Here is a 16,440-nt window from a genome sequence, read left to right as displayed (position 1 = left end):
TACGGTCGAAACGTTAGTTCAAGCTCAGATTATACAAGACAGAAGTATGAAGTAATAACCGCTCGAACTGGTTCATTTCTTTATATTCTTCCAATGTCTTACGCGCTAGTGCAGGATCATCCGTGATAATTCCGTCTACGCCCATGGAGATGTAGCGTAACATGGTAGACGGATTGTTAACCGTCCAAACAAAAACCTGCTTATCGGTCTCTTGTGTTCTTCTGATGAAGTTCAAAGAGGCGGAAGCGGAGGAGACGGCTACGAAGTTTCCTTTGAGTTCGGAGAAATTGCCGATAGATGTGGCAGTAAGAAGGCCGATGTTCCAGTTTGGCTCAATTTTTCGCATTCTGGTGAGGGCTGGGCGGTCTAGCGACATGATTGCTATGTCGTTTTCCATGTTCGCTTCTGTGACTATGCGCGCGACCTCGTTTTCGAGGTTTTCGTTGCGGCTGCGGGGATAATATTTGAACTCAATGAGGAGAGTTGCCTTTCCCTTCACAAGCTCAAGAGCCTCACGGAGCGTTGGAACGCGCTCGCCCTGGAACTCCATATCGAACCATCCGCCCACATCGAGTGACTGGATTTCCTCCAGTGTCAGATCCCAGGGGCTGGCTGGGTTACTGATAAGGCGCATGAAATCGCTGTCGTGGGCAATGACCACGGAACCGTCTGCAGTCTCCTGAACGTCTACCTCAATCCAGTCAGCTTTATCTTCCAGCGCTCGCTCAATGGCCGCTATGGTATTTTCGGGAGCATGAGAGGAGGCACCACGATGGGCGATGATCAGGACGTCTTTTTGTGGCAGGTCGGCTGAGACCCAATAAGTTCCCGTCAGCACTACAATGGTTCCAACCACGCCAATAAGAGCAGCGAGGCGCAGAGGTGTCAGTGGGTTAGCCCACTTGCTCTCCAGCTTTGGTGTGTGCGGAACCTCGGAGAACGTATGCCCTTTGCCATCAGCCACAAACAAAGCTGCCTTGAAAAGCAACGCCATAGTGCCAGACATCACGCCGCTGATCAGCGTATTTCCGACGAACAAGAGCACAACGAGGCTGCCCAAGATTGCGGCTAGTGTCTCAGGAGAGCTCTCGCCAAAAGAAATGGCGTAAGAGCCAACAAGTTCCAGAGAGATCAGGAACAGCGCATGGATGGCGATATCGATCAGCAACCAAAGAGAAACTGCACCTGCAAAAACCGGGCGAAGGCCACGTGAAAGGAAGCGAGCTCGTGCAAAGGCAGAGCCGACAGGATGATCTCTCAGCACTACCAATGGCAAAGACAAGCCCCAGACGAGGATTGCATAGAGTGGCATAACTATAACCAGAGCTACGCCAATTCCTATGAAGAAGGCAGCCATCCAGAACTCAACGGGTTGAAACTGGAGGTAATAGTTGATGTCGTGCTCTTGCAGAAAGATCAGCACGCTCAAGGCGATAATAGCCAGCCCCGGAACCATGGCCATCACCAATCGCTGTGTCAGCCGCCATGTAAACATGCCGAGACGCGGGAACATGCTGAGTGTTGAGAACAGAGCATAACGTGCTGCTGGGAAAGCGCTTTCCTGTCTGTCCAACACTGCAAGCATGGCCACCTGCTCCAGCAGCGCCATGGCAATGAAGACCACAACAAAAACGAAGGCACCGAACAGGCCTACCGGTGACAGAAAGAAGGAAGCGATCTCATAGTCAGCCAGAACCGCGTTGCCTGACAGGCCGATAACGAAGTTACCGAGACCAGCCACGATAGGTGTGATTGCAACTGCGCCCAGGAAAACGAAGGCGTAGTGCACCAGCAGCAAACGGAACGCGTTTGCTTTCCAACCATGGAATATCAATTGTGCAAGCGTGTGTAATCGCGCCGCCATAGCCTGTTCTTATCGTTGTTGGTGCAGACAGACTGACTGATTAATGCCAATTTCCTGAAATGTACCTGAAGAAGGTTCCGTAAGAGCGTATGGCTGATACGAAGTCAAGATATGCCAAACAAACGGTAACAACTGAGCAGGGGATTCGCGTATTTTCCCAATATTATCCCATTTATTTATGCGAATGATTAGCAACTGCAAAAGTACAGAAAAGCTTTTAATGACAATAAGTTGCAACTGAAACTCATATTTAGAAAAAGTCTAAACTACTGAAAGTGCTTGCTTTTAAACTTGACAACAATAGTCAGGAATATGAAATAGCCGCAGTTTCTCGCGCTTTAGAGCGTGAATACGTTTGCTAACTGAATTCGTGCAGCCTGGATTTTCCATGCTTAGCGTGAGGCGAGTTCACTGCACATTTAAGGGGATTACAATGAGCTTTATCCGTGGCGCTTTGCTCGGCACTGTAGCACTCGGCAGCCTTTCCACCGTTGCTGTCGCTGCAACTCCTTCTGACGTTCTTGCAACCTACGGCGATATCGCCCAGGCAGCGTTCGAAGACTCTCTGACAACTGCAAAAACTCTGCAGGTCGCAATCGACAAGCTTGTCGCAGAGCCAACCGAAGACAATCTGAAGGCAGCACGCCGCGCATGGATTGCAGCTCGTAACCCATACCAGCAGACCGAAGTTTACCGTTTTGGTAACGCGATCGTTGATGACTGGGAAGGCAAGGTCAACGCTTGGCCGCTGGACGAAGGTCTGATCGACTACGTTGATGGCGCTTACGGCAATGAGTCCGAAGAGAATCCATACTACGCTGCAAACATCATCGCGAACGCGAAAGTGACTGTTGCTGGCGAAGAAATCGACGCAACCGAAATCACTCCTGCTCTGCTTGCTGATCAGCTTCAGGAAGCTGGTGAAGTGGAAGCAAACGTAGCAACCGGTTACCACGCAATTGAGTTCCTGCTGTGGGGACAAGATTTGAACGGAACGGGGAAAGGTGCTGGCAACCGTCCTGCTTCTGACTTCGACACTGCAAACTGCACCGGCGGCAACTGTGAGCGCCGCGTACAGTATCTTCAGGCAGCAACCACGCTACTTATCACCGATCTGGAAGAGATGGTGGCAGCATGGCAGGCTGACGGCGCAGCACGTAAAGATCTGGCTGATAAAGGCGAAGCTGCAGGCATCGCAACCATCCTGACCGGCATGGGTTCCCTGTCTTACGGCGAGCTGGCTGGTGAGCGTATGAAGCTTGGCCTGATGCTGAACGACCCTGAAGAAGAGCATGACTGCTTCTCTGACAACACCCACATGTCTCACTACAACGACGTGGTTGGCATCAACAACGTATTCCAGGGCAAGTACACCCGCGTTGATGGCACTGTTGTTGAAGGCGCTTCCCTTAAGGACCTGCTGGCAAAGGCAGATTCCGCAGTTTCCGCTGAGCTGGAAGGCAAGCTGAACGCATCTCTGGGTGCATTCACTGCTCTGAAAACCCGCGCAGAAACCACTGAAGCGTACGACCAGATGATCGGTGAAGGTAACACCGAAGGTAACGCTGTTGTTCAGGCAGCAGTTGACAGCCTGGTTGACCAGACCTCTTCTATCGAGCGCGCAGTTAAGGTTCTGAAGCTGGAACAGATTGCATTCGAAGGCTCCGACAGCCTCGACAATCCTTCTGCAGTATTCGAATAAGAAATCCGGTCCCGCATGAGGCATCTCATGCGGGACTTATTCCCTTTGAGCCTTCTTTTGCGTTGAAATGTGCGTTGGTTTGCGTGAATTAGCGTTTTTGCGAAGGCCTATGTAATACAGGCACCCGTTATGCCAGGAATGGTTCCAGCCACACTTCGCCGCCGTGCCGGAGTGATAGCCACTACCGCCGCCGCTTTTACCAGCATACTTATTCCCCCCGCTTCTGCTGTTGATCTGGACCAGCGAACCGACCTGAGCGCTGAAGACAAAGCGAAGGTCAGCCGGGTTCTGAAAGCGCCGACAGATTTCACCAAAGCTGAAAATTTTGAATTGATGCAGGCCGGGAAGTCGACGACCCAGAAGCCGCTCAATCGTGCTGTCTTTACTTTCCCAAGTGCCAATCTGCCTTTTGAGAAGCATCAGGACTTCCGTCTGGGGGAAAGCCTCTTCCAGAAGCTTTGGGTCTCTACCCCAAGTTCCACCCGTGCCTCTGACGGTCTTGGCCCGCTGTTTAACGCGCGCGCCTGCGAGAGCTGCCACCCGAAAGCCGGACGTGGCCGCCCACCGATTGATGACGAGCGCCCAGTTTCCATCTTCATGCGCCTTTCTGTTGCCCCTTCCACACCGGAAGAGCGGGCTCGGATTGAGAGCGGTGAAGTTCCTCTCCTTCCAGAACCAACCTATGGCGGCCAGTTGCAGAACTTTGGCGTGCCGGGTGTGCCTGGTGAAGGCGAGATGAAGATTACCTACGAAGAGATCAAAGTAGACCTCTCCGAAGGCGAAGTCGCTTACTTACGCAAGCCGACCTATACCATTGAGAACCTTGCTTACGGTCCGATGTCTGAGCATGCGTTGATTTCTGCCCGTGTTGCACCGCCGATGATTGGCCTTGGCCTGCTGGAAGCGATTGCAGAGACCGACATCACCTCTCAGGCTGATCCGGATGATTCAGACAATGACGGCATTTCCGGCCGTGTCAGTTGGGTGAACCCTGCTGATCCTGACAGCAAGATGATTGGCCGCTTTGGCTGGAAGGCGCTGAACGCGACCGTTCTATCCCAGTCTGCTGGCGCGTTTGCCGGTGATATTGGTATCTCAACACCTTATGACCTGCGTAACTACGGCGACTGCACCGAAGCGCAGACCGCTTGTTTTGAGCAGGCCCATGGCGAACAGGAGCACCTTGGTGTTTCCGAGGCCCCGGACCCGGTTCTGGACCTGGTTACATTCTACTCCCAGAACCTTGCGGTTCCAGCTCGCCGTGATGTGAGTGACGCGCAAGTGCTTGCTGGTAAGAAGGTATTTTATGAGGCGGGCTGTGCAAGCTGCCACACGCCAAAATACGTCACCAGCCGCACAGCAGAGAATCCAGAGCATCAGTTCCAGCTGATCTGGCCTTATACAGACCTGCTGTTGCACGATATGGGCGAAGGTTTGTCTGATGGTCGCCCAACAGGTTCCGCCAGTGGAAATGAATGGAAAACACCGCCGCTTTGGGGTATTGGACTGACTGAAACTGTCAATAATCACAGGTTCTTCCTGCACGATGGACGTGCACGCGGCTTGCTGGAAGCAGTGCTGTGGCACGGTGGTGAAGCGGAAGCTGCCAAAACCCGTGTGGTTGAAATGCCTGCTAAGGATCGAGCCAATTTGATCCGGTTCCTGGAGTCTCTTTGATGCAGTTTAAGCGCGCTGTCACTTTCAGCCTGGCCCTGGCCGCCGTTACCGCAGTATCTACCCCCTCTTTTGCGGCAGATGCTCCGGACTATGCTCAGTTCACACGCTCCAGCGTTGAACAGTACATCCGGCCAGCAGCCCAGCAGCTTGTCAGTGCGCTTACTGATCTTGAGAAAAGCACAGGCGACCTTTGCACCACACCCAATGCAGACAACTCTGCGGTCTTCAATGAAGCCTTCAGCAAATCCGTTGCTGCGCTGGCAGGTGTCGACTTTCTGAGATTTGGCCCGATGGCGCAGGACAATCTTGCTCAGCGCCTCGCCTTTTTGCCGGACAGCCGCGGTGTTGTGCGTCGGCAGATCAATAAAGTGGTCGCCAAGCAGGACCCAACGGTTCGTGAGCCTGCCGCGCTCTCCGTAAAAAGTGTTGCCTTGCAGGGCCTGACGGCTCTGGAGCGCATCTCCTACGCCAGCGATGGGTCTCTGACCCTTGGCACTGGTAAAGACGCAGAGTTCCTTTGTGACTATGCCGAGAGCATCAGCATCAATCTGGTGGGCGCCGGACTGGAGCTGGAAGCGGAATGGGCGTCTCCCGATGGGTTCTCTGAGGTTCTGCTGAACCCAAGCAAAGACGGCGGCGTGGTGCACACTCACAAAGAAGCTGCGGAGATGGTGTTCAACTCCATCACTACCGGCCTGATCGTCGACAAAGACCAGTACCTGCTTGTTGTGCTTGGCAAGACTGAGAAGAAAGCCAACCCGAAGAAGGCACCTTTTGCCCGCAGTGGCAATGCGGTGACCTATCTTTCTGCAAGCCTTGCTGGCCTGCAGGGCGCCTTGAATGCAGGCGGCTATGCCAAGGTTCTGGAAGATGAGCAGGACTGGGTGGACAGCTCGCTCAATTTTGAATTCTCCAATGCGCAGCGCGTGCTTGCCAACTTGCCGAAGCCGCTTCAGGACACAGGCAAAGAGCCTGAGGTTCGTGAGCAGCTGCGCTACCTGATCACCATCATCGATGGCATCAAGGTGGTGATGGCAGAAGATCTTGCTGGCTACCTTGGCCTTGCCGGAGGCTTCAATGCGCTTGATGGCGACTAAACCCCTTGCTCTGAGCCGACGGCAGTTTCTGACAGGCCTGGCAGCCTCTGGCGTTGCACTCAGCGCCAGCAGCTCTCTGGCCTTTGCCAGTGGTCTGCCATTTGCAGAAGCGGAAGACCTGCAGCTGTTTGCCAGTGCTCTGCGCACGCCAACCGGCAGTTACGCGCTGGCCGTGTTCAGTGAAGACGGTGAAATCCTCTATCAGACAGCGCTGCCGGATCGTGGTCATGCCATTTCCTTTGACCGCAACAGCATGCGCCTGCTCTCCTTTGCGCGTCGTCCCGAGAACTTTGCGGTGCTTGCGGATCTGACGGGTGCGCGGGAGCCTCTCGTGTTCACATCTCCCGAGGGTCGGCACTTTTACGGTCACGGCGTGTTCTCGCCTGACGGTCGCCTTGCTTATGCGCCCGAGAATGACTTTGAGAATGTGCGCGGTGTGATCGGCGTCTATGATCTTTCCGGAGACCAGCCAAAGCGGATTGGCGAGTTTGAGAGTTACGGCGTTGGCCCGCATGACTTGCTGATGTCACCCGATGGCTCCCAGCTTGTTGTTGCCAATGGCGGAATTGAAACCCACCCTGATAAGGGACGCGAGAAGCTCAATCTGGACAGCATGCAGCCGAACGTGGCGTTCATTGACACCGCGACCGGCGATCTGCTCGCCAAGCAGGCTTTGGGTTCGGATCTGCATCAGCTTTCTCTGCGCCACATGAGCTTTGACGGCAATGGCGACGTGTGGGTTGGCGGCCAGTTTCAGGGCGCCAAGGATGCAACACCTCCGCTGATGGTGCATCTGGGGCTCGACAAGGCAGCCACTGCACTGGAGATGCCTCTGGAGGTCACGCAGGGCCTGCAGAACTACGTTGGCAGCGTGGAGATGAACCGGACGGGCGACGTGATTGCCGCCTCCTGCCCGCGCGGCGGCAAGATCCTCTACTGGGATGTGGCGGAGCGTTCGTTCATTGGCTTCCACCAGGTTGCAGATGGCTGCGGTGTGGCTCCGCTGGACGAAGAAAGCTTTGCGATTACTGATGGAAATGGCGCCATCAGCTTTGGTGGAACCGACGATGACGTGGCCCAGATTATCAGCCAAAGCGCAGGCATCAGCTGGGATAACCACCTGACACCACTGGGTATCTTGCGGGAGGGATAGGTTCTCCCGCGCCTTTCCACATTTTCGAGGGTTGTTGTAATTGGCGCATTGCGGCGCGGCCTAGGATCGGGTAAAGACTACAGCACCTCAAGGGCCTTCACGCCCGATACAGGCACCCGTAGCTCAGTTGGATAGAGCGCTGCCCTCCGAAGGCAGAGGCCGCAGGTTCGAATCCTGCCGGGTGCACCATATTTTTCAATGAGTTAGCTGAACACTAAAAGTGGCCCATTCCGCAAAAATAAGCACATAGTAAGCACGCAGCTGCATCAGGTGTGGATACATCAGGCCCACCCTCACTCGCCATTTAAGTAAATTTCCCAAAGACGATGCATAAATTACAATTAACATATTGAAAATCGATCTGAACGTGCCTATCTCAACGTAATATTGATGGATAATTACATCTTCTATCTATTCAAATTTAGATATTAAGAGGAGTCGCTCATAAGTTTGTCGCCGTTCGATGTCGATTTTCTCAAGCCTAGCTGAGAAAACAGATACCACAGGCGGGGTACACCAAGGGCACTTAGCGCCTTAGGGCTATTCGAACAAAACCACAATCAAGAGTTTACTGACCAGCACAACCGCTGGGAGTGATCTTGCGTGCGTTTTGTGAGAAATAGTGCCTAGGCTTTTTTTATATTCGCTTTCTCCAAAATTCACGCTTCACACACAAATGAAGCGGAGAAAGTAATGCTTCAATCTACATTTTCTGGAATATCTAAAAAAGACTTCACAACTGTGGTGTTCAGGCAGGTTATGCTCTTCTATCGTTCCGATATGCTCGACCTAGAGCATGTACGTGAACTTTACGATGCCGAGTTTCCTAAAACAGCAAAAGCTCGTACGCGCAAGCGCTCCACCACATCAAGACGACGTACTGCGCGTCGTAGGTTACTTCCCCGAAAGTATTGCTTAGATGATCTGCTGACAGCTGACGAGGCAGGCAAGGTCCTCAATATAAGCCCCAAGACGCTTGCTAATTTAAGGTGTGCTGGTGGTGGTCCCGAGTTTCAAAAACTCACTAATCGGACAATCCGATATCGTTACGCCGACCTCCAAGCGTTCATCGAGCAAAACACTAAGCAAAACACATCTGAGTATGGCGGGATGGGACAATGAAACGCCTTCCAAAAAATTTCGAATCTCTCGCAGTTACTAGCTCCCGACAGAGGCAGCTTATGCGTGACACTAAGCAAAAAGGCATAATACTTCCAAAGTGCAGGAGAAGCGCTAGATGTTGCAGAGAACATTGCCACATTTGCCTGCGGCTATTCAGGATAAATCTGGTGAGGCAAGCAGGCATGCTAGGTCTTCATTGCGATGAGAAACATTGGCAGATGCTGACCTTGACCCCTAACGATCAGCCTATCCCCAAAGGGGAGCTATCCCAGACTAATCAGCAGAAGGAAGTTAAGAAGCACCTTAAAAGGCTTGAAAGACACCTTCCCAACGTTCTGGTTATTGGCGGTCTAGACATCGCTCTCAAATATGAAGGCAATGAGCCTATAGGTTGGCAACCGCATCTTCACCTCTTGATATATGGGATCAGCAGGCAAGCTTCCTTAAAAGCTCTCCGGGCAGCTTACCCCAAATCTGAGTATTCTCCAAAGCCTATACGGCATGAACACATTAAAGGTGGGTCTTTCTATGAGGCTCTCACCTACTGTTACAAGAGTCTTTACTTCCCTAGGGGAAGCGGAAGCCAAGTCCGTGAAGGGAAAAAGCGCGGTGGTCTTCCTAGGCAGTATGAACTGGAACTTCGAGCATACCTCGCCAAGTGGCCAATTGGTAAGCGCATGGTTCTTCGCTACGCGAAGTTTCATGGTCCTACCAATAAAACAAAACGGCGGCTTTTGCTCAAACCTCCATATGACAAGGAATTTGAGAAGCTGTCGTCACCACAACGAAAAAACTCAGCCAACAGATGCAACGTTGCTACGCACAAACGCATCAACAGGGCTGGTAGAGCAAAAGTCCGGGTTTGATTGTGGGTACACTACACAACCTCTTCTTTGCCCGAAACTCGAACATTACGACACAACAAATTCTGCCGCGACGCCGCGACAAGCGCGACATTTCCTACGGCAAACACGTACAGTCTTGAAGGGAACATTGCCATGACTAAGAAAGGCGCACATATTGAAATCCACCTTCTCGAACATCAGTCAACAAAAAATGACTGGGTCGGCATCGAATACGATAGGCGAGGTGGTAGAGATCGTGAATGGCATTTTATGAGATCTGAAGATTTTCATGACAAGAAAAAGTTGAACGCGCTCATTGCACAAAAAAGCATGATCGTTGGCGATCTCAGCCATGAAGAAATAGTTAGAATGCTCCCCAACGAGGTTGGAATGCTTCTCGAACAGCCTGGTTGGGCCGGGCCTACTAAAAGTCGAAAATTCGTATTGTTCGAAAACATTGTTAAAGAAGACCGCAAGCAATGCTACTTCTCTTCAAGACCGGCTGAAGCTCGAGGTCTCGGACTCGTTAGTGGGGATCTTGAACGTTGGACTTCTGAAGTCGCAACAAAAGCACTTGCATCATATCCTGCAACTATTGCGCTGCTCGCCAGCTTCGCTTCACCGCTACTGCCTTTGGCTAAAACAACCGAAGGTGCCGTGATTAACTTCGTTGCAGCGTCCTCAAGCGGAAAGACCTCAATAAACAAAGCAGCGTATTCAGTATGGGGAAATCCCAAACACCTGCCAAGCTGGGGAGGAACATTAGCTGCGATTACACAGACAGCTTCTGCTCATAATCAGTTGATTTGCCCGTTTGACGATGGAGAACTCTCCGATCCGGACCCTAAAAAAAGGAACTTGAAGCTACACTCATTCACACATATTTTGGCCGACGGGTGTCCCAAACAATATTCCAAAACCGTGAAAGCTGAGCATGAAAGTCCGCTGTTCACCTGCTTTGCTCTTTCATCCAATCCGATATCCATAGAGACAGCACTTAAAAATAGCCTTGAACGCACCGACGGTGATCGCGTTCGGTTCTTAGAGCTACCCGTACCTAACGGGGACAATGGAGGGATCTGGGCCATAGGGCCAGAGAGAAAAGTTAAGCGTAGAGGGGATATGAATGCCTGTGCGCAAAGATCGAAGTCTCTGGTTTCACACTCAGAACAAAATTTTGGAGTGGCAGGCAAAGCATACGTCAGTTGGATGGAGAAGAACTATGCTAGGCTTGAAGAACGTGTTTCTAAGCTCACAGGAGACTTCTTAAAGAAATACTATCCCAACCTTGGGGGAACCCGCCTTCGTATCGCTGAAAAGTTTGCACATATATATGCTGGCGGTATTTTTGCAGTTAACGCTGGGATCTTGCCTAAGCGCCCCATCAGCTTCGCTAATGCATGTCGTTATGCTATCGATGAAGTGTTTAGGACCGCTTTTTCACAACAGCTAAACTATAGTGCGGCACAAGACGCTTTGGGCGAATGGTTTGCAGATCCAGAAAAATTTCCAGAGTTCAAAAACAGGAAATCCCGAAAATTAAACAGTGAACAGGCACAAAAAGGTTTTTATGTACAAGAGGAGAATGCGATCTATGTTCGCCTTGACGTCTTAGAGACCTTCCTTGGTGGACTATTGGGAGAGGGAGACGTATCCCGTAAAGCCACTCGCGAACTACTCGAAGTGCTATCAGGCAAGGGTATATTCTGCAAACCTCCCAACGGGAATCTAACCAAAGATGTGCGCATTGGAACTCGCAATAAAAAAATCAAATTATTGAGGTTTGACTATTCTGCCTACGAGAAAATCGATTAGCTATTAGTAAAAAAGGCAGGCTAAAAAATTCCATTAGCTTGCAGCTACATCGTGTTGAACTTCAATAAATAATTGATTTAAAAAGATAAAATCTTGACATACGTACTTTTATCCACTACTATAGATAAGCGTTGAAGCAATTCAGCGCTTTCTTTTTGCGGGTATTCCAATAGCCCGCTTTGCCCTGAATGGCTCAATGGCAGGTTAAGCCTGCACCGACTTCCTTTCCCAAAATCTGGAGATATGAAGATGGCAGACGCAGCCAAACAGATACCCCATGCCGACTCTAACGATGTTCCAATCCTGATTGTGTTTCACAAAGAGGGCAAGGAGCCAGCTCGCGGATCGTGGTACCCCGCCGATGAGACGGATGCCGCACGTGCGGCTTGCCATGAGATGGAGCTGTTCTCGCTTGAGGTCAAAGGGCCGGAGCTGCAGGCTCTGGCGGAACAAGTGCCCAAAGGGCAGGTCTTTTCAAGCGGGAAGTTATTTATGCCTCGCATCAAGAAGAGTGTATACGAGGGGCTGTGCAATCTACTGCCAACAAAGGTAACCACACCTCAGCTGCATATAGTCGCTGGTAGCCAAGCTGAAGAAGCTGCCGAGAAAGCATCCCAAGGCGATGTAACAGTAGACGATGATAATGGCACCATTCCGAAAGATTGGTCAAAAACGGGAGTTGGCAGCCCTATTTTGGCGCGTGAACATGAAGAAGACTGCTGGTACCTTGCGATCATTTTGGAAAGCCTGGACGCCAACACCTTCAAGCTCAAATGGCGCGACTACCCAGACGAGCCCATTTTTACGCGGCAGATCTCGCAGCTTGGCACGCTGCATCCCAACGTTGATGTCAGTGAACTGGAATGGGAGTGGGAATAGCCATGACCAGTCTAAGCGAACGTATTAGGCAGCTCAACGACGCTTTCCGCTGTTCATTGCATGGCGGGCAGGTTGTATTGACGCAAGGCGTGCTTAGCTTGCCCGCTGAGGGCCAATCAGCCCTTCTTGAGGGCGTACGGCGCTTTAATTCGTTCAACGCTGACAACAACCTTTATAACGAGCATGATTTCGGCAACCTGAAGCACGCGGGCGTCACCTACTTTTGGAAGATCGACTACTACGACCAAGATTTACAGTTCGGTTCACCCGATGCAGCAGACCCAAATGTAACCAAACGCGTGATGACCCTGATGCGAGCAGATGAATACTAAGAACAAATCAAGATCAAACTTAACCCAGTCACTGCGATTTGCTGACTGGGTTTTCTGTTACACCTTTCCGTTGGTGTCGTAGATTTACTGCCAACCGAAAACTTCACCAGCTCAAGAGTACTGACGACAAACTCGGTTCCCTTAAGCTACATACAGTCAAAGAACAGCTATCTAGTACGTGAATGCTTGATCAGCCTGCACATCAGAGGGTACTACCGTAAGGCAAACGCATGCCCGCCTTGCTGCCTTAGCATACGCTTAAGTTCTTACTCACTTTTCCTATGCCTGCCACAGATCAGCTTGTTGTTGTGCGGGCATTGCTGCCCTTCGCTGCACTGCAAGAGCTCAGTGGAGTGAGTATCGGTTACCAGCGTCGAGGGCCACAAGCGGACATTCGGGCGGTTCCATTATGAGTTGCATCGGATCGTCAAGAGATAGGTGCCCTCCATCAAGGCCCCAAAAGACCTAATCACAAACTGCTACAAAGCTTGATGGGGGAGCCTGTGAGCCGGCGTGCTTATGCGCGACTGATCACACATTTTCGAATGCACGCCTACAGCAGCAAGAGGATAAGCCTCTAAAGTAATTTATGCCTGCTAACAACTAGCACCTCAACACGTCAGAAAAGCTCTTTTCAAATTCAGGTAGACACGTATATCATATTATTGTATCCAATATCCAATCTATCAATCAATGTAGCGAGGTAGGAGTTGATATGACGGTTTGGACGGGTGTGTTTCCGGCGGTGACGACGAAGTTGACTGAAGTTGGGGCAGTGGACATTGAAGCCACGAAGGCGAGTATTGACCGGCTCATTAAAAATGGTGTTTCAGGCGTGATCGTCTTGCCGATGCTTGGCGAGAATGCTTCGATGAACATGGAAGAACGCGAAGCGATTATTCGCGGAGCTGTTGAAGTGGCGAATGGGCGCGTGCCTGTGCTTTCGGGCCTTGCTGAAGTTACGCTTGAAAATGCGAAAGCAAATGCTGCGCTCTATAAGAGCTTTGGCGCACAAGGGCTTATGGTGTTCCCGAGTCTTGGTTACAAGACCGATATTCGCGAGACTGCGGAGTGGTACAAAGGCATTGCCAACGCCTCTGATCTGCCGATCATGATTTACAACAACCCAATCGCCTATGGCGTGGATGTAGACATTGAAACGCTGAGACTGCTGAAGGATGTACCTGAGATTGTGTGTGTCAAAGAAGAGACTGGGGATGTGCGCCGCGTCACCGATCTTTATGTAGAGTTTGGCAATAGATTTAGCATTTTCTGCGGCGTTGATGACCTGATCGTAGAAAGTTCCGCACTCGGTGTAACCGGTTGGGTGTCTGGCATGACAAACGTCTGGCCTGCAGAAGCAGTCAAGCTGTTCAATCTCTGCAAATCTGGCAACTATGAAGAAGCACGCAAGCTCTATCATGTGCTCACACCATCATATCACCTGGATGTGCATGTGAAGCTGGTCCAGTACATCAAACTGGCAGAACATCTTGTCTATGGTGCGCCAGAGTGGACGCGTGCCCCTCGCCTGCCTTTGGTCGGAGAAGAGCGGGAATACGTGGTGAGCACAGTTCAGAAAGCTATTGAAGACTTGAAAGCACTCTAGTGTTTGAAGGAGTATTGGTTGCTGGACGCTCAGGTTCGGCAACCATAAGCTGTTTATAGATTGGGGAAATTATGATTGAGCACGTTACACTCAGTTTAAAGGAAGCATACGAGCTCAGTCTCTCGGTCTTACAAAGCAACGGCTTTAACGAGGACCATGCCCGAAGCATTGCAGATGTAATCTGTGCATGTCAGCTGGATGATTGTCATTCACACGGGCTGTATCGATTGTTAGTTTGTAGCAATACCATCAGAGCAGGTCACGTAAATGGTGAGGCAGGCGTTACTCTAACTGAGCCATCTCCAGCATCTGTTCGTGCTGATGCACAAGGTGGGTACTCGCTCGTTGCCTTTGAAAAAGCTCGCCCTTTGCTCATCCAGAAAGCCAAGCAGATGGGTATCGCAGCGCTTGCGATCAATAATTGTTATCACTTCTCGGCCCTTTGGCCGGAGGTTGAGAAGCTTTCTGAAGCCGGTCTGGTAGCGATGGCGATGGTGCCAAGCCATGCCTGGGTCGCACCCGCTGGCGGCTCCAAAGGGACAATGGGCACAAATCCAATTGCGTTCAGCTGGCCTCGTGCAGGCAAAAAGCCCTTCACATTTGACTTTGCAACCAGTGTTGTTGCACGCGGAGAGATTGAGCTGCACCGCAGAGAAGGACGGCCTTTGCCGGAAGGTGTGGCCATTGACAGCGCAGGCAACCCAACAACGGATCCGGATGCTGCACTGGATGGAGCTATGCTCACATTTGGTGGTTACAAAGGCTCTGCACTCTCCATCATGATTGAGTTACTTGCTGGTCCACTGATTGATGACCTGACAAGCATTGAGAGCCTGGAGTTTGACGGGGGCAAAGGCTCAACGCCATATCATGGTGAGCTGATCCTTGCGTTTGATCCCAACCTGCTATCTGGCGGCAGAATACAGGAAAACGATGCTCGCGCAGAAAGGCTGTTCTCGCAAATCGTTGATCAGGGGGCACGACTTCCATCACAGCGCAGATATGAAACCCGCGAGAAAAACTCAAAGAGAAACGCGGTGGAGATCCCGAAGGCTCTTCACGCAGATATTCTGAAACTGCTTGAACATGAGAACATGACCTAGGCCTCACAAGAAGCAATGAGGCCCTGTTCATTACAGAGCCTTTTGCTTCCTGCTTCAGTCAGCGCGATGAACTGCAACTTCAGCAAGCATGCCTTCTTTGGAATCCAGAATATGTTTCCGAAGCAGCTCGATTGCTTCGTCGACTTTTTTCTCTTCGATTAGCTTCAGAAGCTGACGGTGTTCATCCTCAGCCTTATCCATAGCACCATCAGCTTTGAGCTGAAGACGGATGTAGCGTTCAATCTGGCTATTGATTTGCTTGATGAACGCCAGAGATTGCTTGCGGCCTGCAGAGGCACACAAAGCCACGTGGTACTGGGTGTTCAGTGCCCCCCAGGCAGCCACATCTTTGGATTCGTAGGCGCTTTCCAGACTATTCAGAATCTCTCTTGCCGCAGCAAGATGCGGTTCCGTCATAGCCGGTATGGCAACCCTTAAGGTCTCAACTTCAATGAGTTCACGCAGATCATACATTTCTGCGATTTCATCAAGTGAGAGCTCAGTTACAATCGCGCCGCGATGGGCATGGAAAGCAACAAGGCCTTCTGCCTCAAGGCGCCGGAGCGCCTCCCTGACAGGCATGCGCGAGACTTCATATTCCTCGGCAATTTGCTCTTGGCGAATTTGATCGCCGTCCTGAAACTCACCGCTTAGGATCCTCTGGCGAATGTCAGCAGCAAGCGCATCTGGAACACTTTGTCGCTTAATAGACCGCTTCAATTCCATTTTCTGCCTCACACCTTCTCAAATCGCCTTATTGGATACTATGTTCCTGAATAGAGGTTCGCTCTATCAATTTCATCAGGTCATCGACTTCTATCAACAAGCCAAAGTGCTTCAGCCCTCCTGAAGCACCAGTCTGCGTATCAAACGATGCTGGCTGCCGTACTACGCAAATCTTTCAATTCCATATGGTTTTGGGTCGATCACGGGCTCTCGTTGTAAAACCAGATCCGCAATCAATCTGCCCGTTGTAGGGCCCTGTGTCAGTCCCAAATGGCCGTGGCCAAAGGCATAGTGTACGCACGGTGTCTTGGGAGATCGGCCAATTACTGGCAAACTGTCCGGTGTTGCTGACCGGTGCCCCATCCATTGATCGCCATTGTCGGTTTGCAAATCCGGAAGCATCTTCGCGGCCAATTTTGCCAGAGCACGGGAGCGTTCAAAGTTGGGCGGAGTTTTCAATCCTGCAAACTCAGCAGCTCCCCCAACGCGTAGTCCTTCTGCGATGGGTGTGACGGC

At 51.3% G+C, this 16,440-nt stretch carries 14 protein-coding genes and 1 tRNA gene; 12 read left to right on the top strand and 3 right to left on the bottom strand.

Features of this window, described 5'->3' with window-relative positions; all coding sequences use genetic code 11:
* Window positions 1-13: 13 nt before the first annotated feature.
* Window positions 14-1,864: a glycerophosphodiester phosphodiesterase gene (locus PJE062_RS07700; protein WP_008548360.1), complete on the bottom strand. Its 1,851-nt coding sequence runs from the start codon at window positions 1,862-1,864 to the stop codon at window positions 14-16.
* A 433-nt stretch (window positions 1,865-2,297) separates the two neighbouring features.
* Here PJE062_RS07700 and PJE062_RS07695 point away from each other — a divergent pair, with 433 nt between their 5' ends.
* The 12 genes from PJE062_RS07695 to PJE062_RS07640 all read left to right on the top strand — a co-directional run bounded on the left by PJE062_RS07695 (window position 2,298) and on the right by PJE062_RS07640 (window position 15,198).
* Window positions 2,298-3,566: an imelysin family protein gene (locus PJE062_RS07695; RefSeq protein WP_008548212.1), complete on the top strand. Its 1,269-nt coding sequence runs from the start codon at window positions 2,298-2,300 to the stop codon at window positions 3,564-3,566.
* A 129-nt stretch (window positions 3,567-3,695) separates the two neighbouring features.
* Window positions 3,696-5,243, top strand: a complete 1,548-nt coding sequence (locus PJE062_RS07690; RefSeq protein ID WP_008548738.1) for a di-heme oxidoredictase family protein — start codon at window positions 3,696-3,698, stop codon at window positions 5,241-5,243.
* Window positions 5,243-6,340 carry an imelysin family protein gene (locus tag PJE062_RS07685; protein WP_037036351.1) on the top strand — a complete coding sequence of 366 codons (1,098 nt, stop codon included), beginning with the start codon at window positions 5,243-5,245 and terminating at the stop codon, window positions 6,338-6,340. The genes PJE062_RS07690 and PJE062_RS07685 overlap by 1 nt, the downstream gene beginning before the upstream one ends.
* A complete protein-coding gene (locus PJE062_RS07680) occupies window positions 6,330-7,493 on the top strand; it encodes a DUF1513 domain-containing protein (RefSeq protein ID WP_008548202.1) in 1,164 nt (387 codons plus the stop codon). The genes PJE062_RS07685 and PJE062_RS07680 overlap by 11 nt, the downstream gene beginning before the upstream one ends.
* Window positions 7,494-7,605: 112 nt before the next feature.
* Window positions 7,606-7,682, top strand: a tRNA-Arg gene (locus PJE062_RS07675).
* 504 nt (window positions 7,683-8,186) lie between these two features.
* Complete coding sequence (locus tag PJE062_RS25765) at window positions 8,187-8,615, top strand: AlpA family transcriptional regulator (protein WP_050773870.1); 429 nt, start codon at window positions 8,187-8,189, stop codon at window positions 8,613-8,615.
* Window positions 8,616-8,782: 167 nt separating this feature from the next.
* Window positions 8,783-9,481, top strand: a complete 699-nt coding sequence (locus PJE062_RS07665) for a hypothetical protein (RefSeq protein ID WP_157039101.1) — start codon at window positions 8,783-8,785, stop codon at window positions 9,479-9,481.
* Window positions 9,482-9,613: 132 nt separating this feature from the next.
* Window positions 9,614-11,275 (top strand): DUF927 domain-containing protein, encoded by a 1,662-nt coding sequence (locus tag PJE062_RS07660; RefSeq protein ID WP_008548322.1) that lies wholly within the window; start codon window positions 9,614-9,616, stop codon window positions 11,273-11,275.
* Between the two features lie 249 nt (window positions 11,276-11,524).
* Window positions 11,525-12,154, top strand: a complete 630-nt coding sequence (locus tag PJE062_RS07655) for a hypothetical protein (RefSeq protein WP_008548382.1) — start codon at window positions 11,525-11,527, stop codon at window positions 12,152-12,154.
* A 2-nt stretch (window positions 12,155-12,156) separates the two neighbouring features.
* Window positions 12,157-12,486, top strand: a complete 330-nt coding sequence (locus PJE062_RS07650; protein ID WP_037036346.1) for a DUF3768 domain-containing protein — start codon at window positions 12,157-12,159, stop codon at window positions 12,484-12,486.
* A gap of 715 nt (window positions 12,487-13,201) precedes the next feature.
* Entirely contained in the window at window positions 13,202-14,095 is an 894-nt protein-coding gene (locus PJE062_RS07645; RefSeq protein ID WP_008548373.1) for a dihydrodipicolinate synthase family protein, read from the top strand.
* Window positions 14,096-14,166: 71 nt separating this feature from the next.
* The gene (locus PJE062_RS07640; protein WP_008548199.1) at window positions 14,167-15,198 is read left to right on the top strand and encodes an Ldh family oxidoreductase; all 1,032 of its coding nucleotides are present in this window, start codon (window positions 14,167-14,169) and stop codon (window positions 15,196-15,198) included.
* A 54-nt stretch (window positions 15,199-15,252) separates the two neighbouring features.
* Here PJE062_RS07640 and PJE062_RS07635 read toward each other — a convergent pair whose 3' ends face one another.
* Window positions 15,253-15,924, bottom strand: a complete 672-nt coding sequence (locus PJE062_RS07635; protein WP_008548207.1) for a GntR family transcriptional regulator — start codon at window positions 15,922-15,924, stop codon at window positions 15,253-15,255.
* A 162-nt stretch (window positions 15,925-16,086) separates the two neighbouring features.
* On the bottom strand, window positions 16,087-16,440 hold a 354-nt coding region (locus tag PJE062_RS26510; protein WP_198136832.1), incomplete at its 5' end, for an FAD-binding oxidoreductase.

Origin of the sequence: Pseudovibrio sp. JE062 (assembly GCF_000156235.1) — a bacterium.
Lineage (GTDB): Bacteria > Pseudomonadota > Alphaproteobacteria > Rhizobiales > Stappiaceae > Pseudovibrio.
The sequence above is the reverse complement of the archived record's forward strand: the minus strand, read 5'-3'. Positions and strand labels throughout refer to the sequence as shown.

Excerpts from the sequence above, each read along its gene's own strand:
- PJE062_RS07695 (WP_008548212.1), top strand. The coding sequence starts at position 2,298 with ATGAGCTTTATCCGTGGCGCTTTGCTCGGCACTGTAGCACTCGGCAGC.
- PJE062_RS07685 (WP_037036351.1), top strand. The coding sequence starts at position 5,243 with ATGCAGTTTAAGCGCGCTGTCACTTTCAGCCTGGCCCTGGCCGCCGTT.
- PJE062_RS07700 (WP_008548360.1), bottom strand. The coding sequence starts at position 1,864 with ATGGCGGCGCGATTACACACGCTTGCACAATTGATATTCCATGGTTGG.
- PJE062_RS07640 (WP_008548199.1), top strand. The coding sequence starts at position 14,167 with ATGATTGAGCACGTTACACTCAGTTTAAAGGAAGCATACGAGCTCAGT.
- PJE062_RS07680 (WP_008548202.1), top strand. The coding sequence starts at position 6,330 with ATGGCGACTAAACCCCTTGCTCTGAGCCGACGGCAGTTTCTGACAGGC.
- PJE062_RS25765 (WP_050773870.1), top strand. The coding sequence starts at position 8,187 with ATGCTTCAATCTACATTTTCTGGAATATCTAAAAAAGACTTCACAACT.
- PJE062_RS07650 (WP_037036346.1), top strand. The coding sequence starts at position 12,157 with ATGACCAGTCTAAGCGAACGTATTAGGCAGCTCAACGACGCTTTCCGC.
- PJE062_RS07655 (WP_008548382.1), top strand. The coding sequence starts at position 11,525 with ATGGCAGACGCAGCCAAACAGATACCCCATGCCGACTCTAACGATGTT.
- PJE062_RS07660 (WP_008548322.1), top strand. The coding sequence starts at position 9,614 with ATGACTAAGAAAGGCGCACATATTGAAATCCACCTTCTCGAACATCAG.
- PJE062_RS07690 (WP_008548738.1), top strand. The coding sequence starts at position 3,696 with ATGCCAGGAATGGTTCCAGCCACACTTCGCCGCCGTGCCGGAGTGATA.
- PJE062_RS07645 (WP_008548373.1), top strand. The coding sequence starts at position 13,202 with ATGACGGTTTGGACGGGTGTGTTTCCGGCGGTGACGACGAAGTTGACT.
- PJE062_RS07635 (WP_008548207.1), bottom strand. The coding sequence starts at position 15,924 with ATGGAATTGAAGCGGTCTATTAAGCGACAAAGTGTTCCAGATGCGCTT.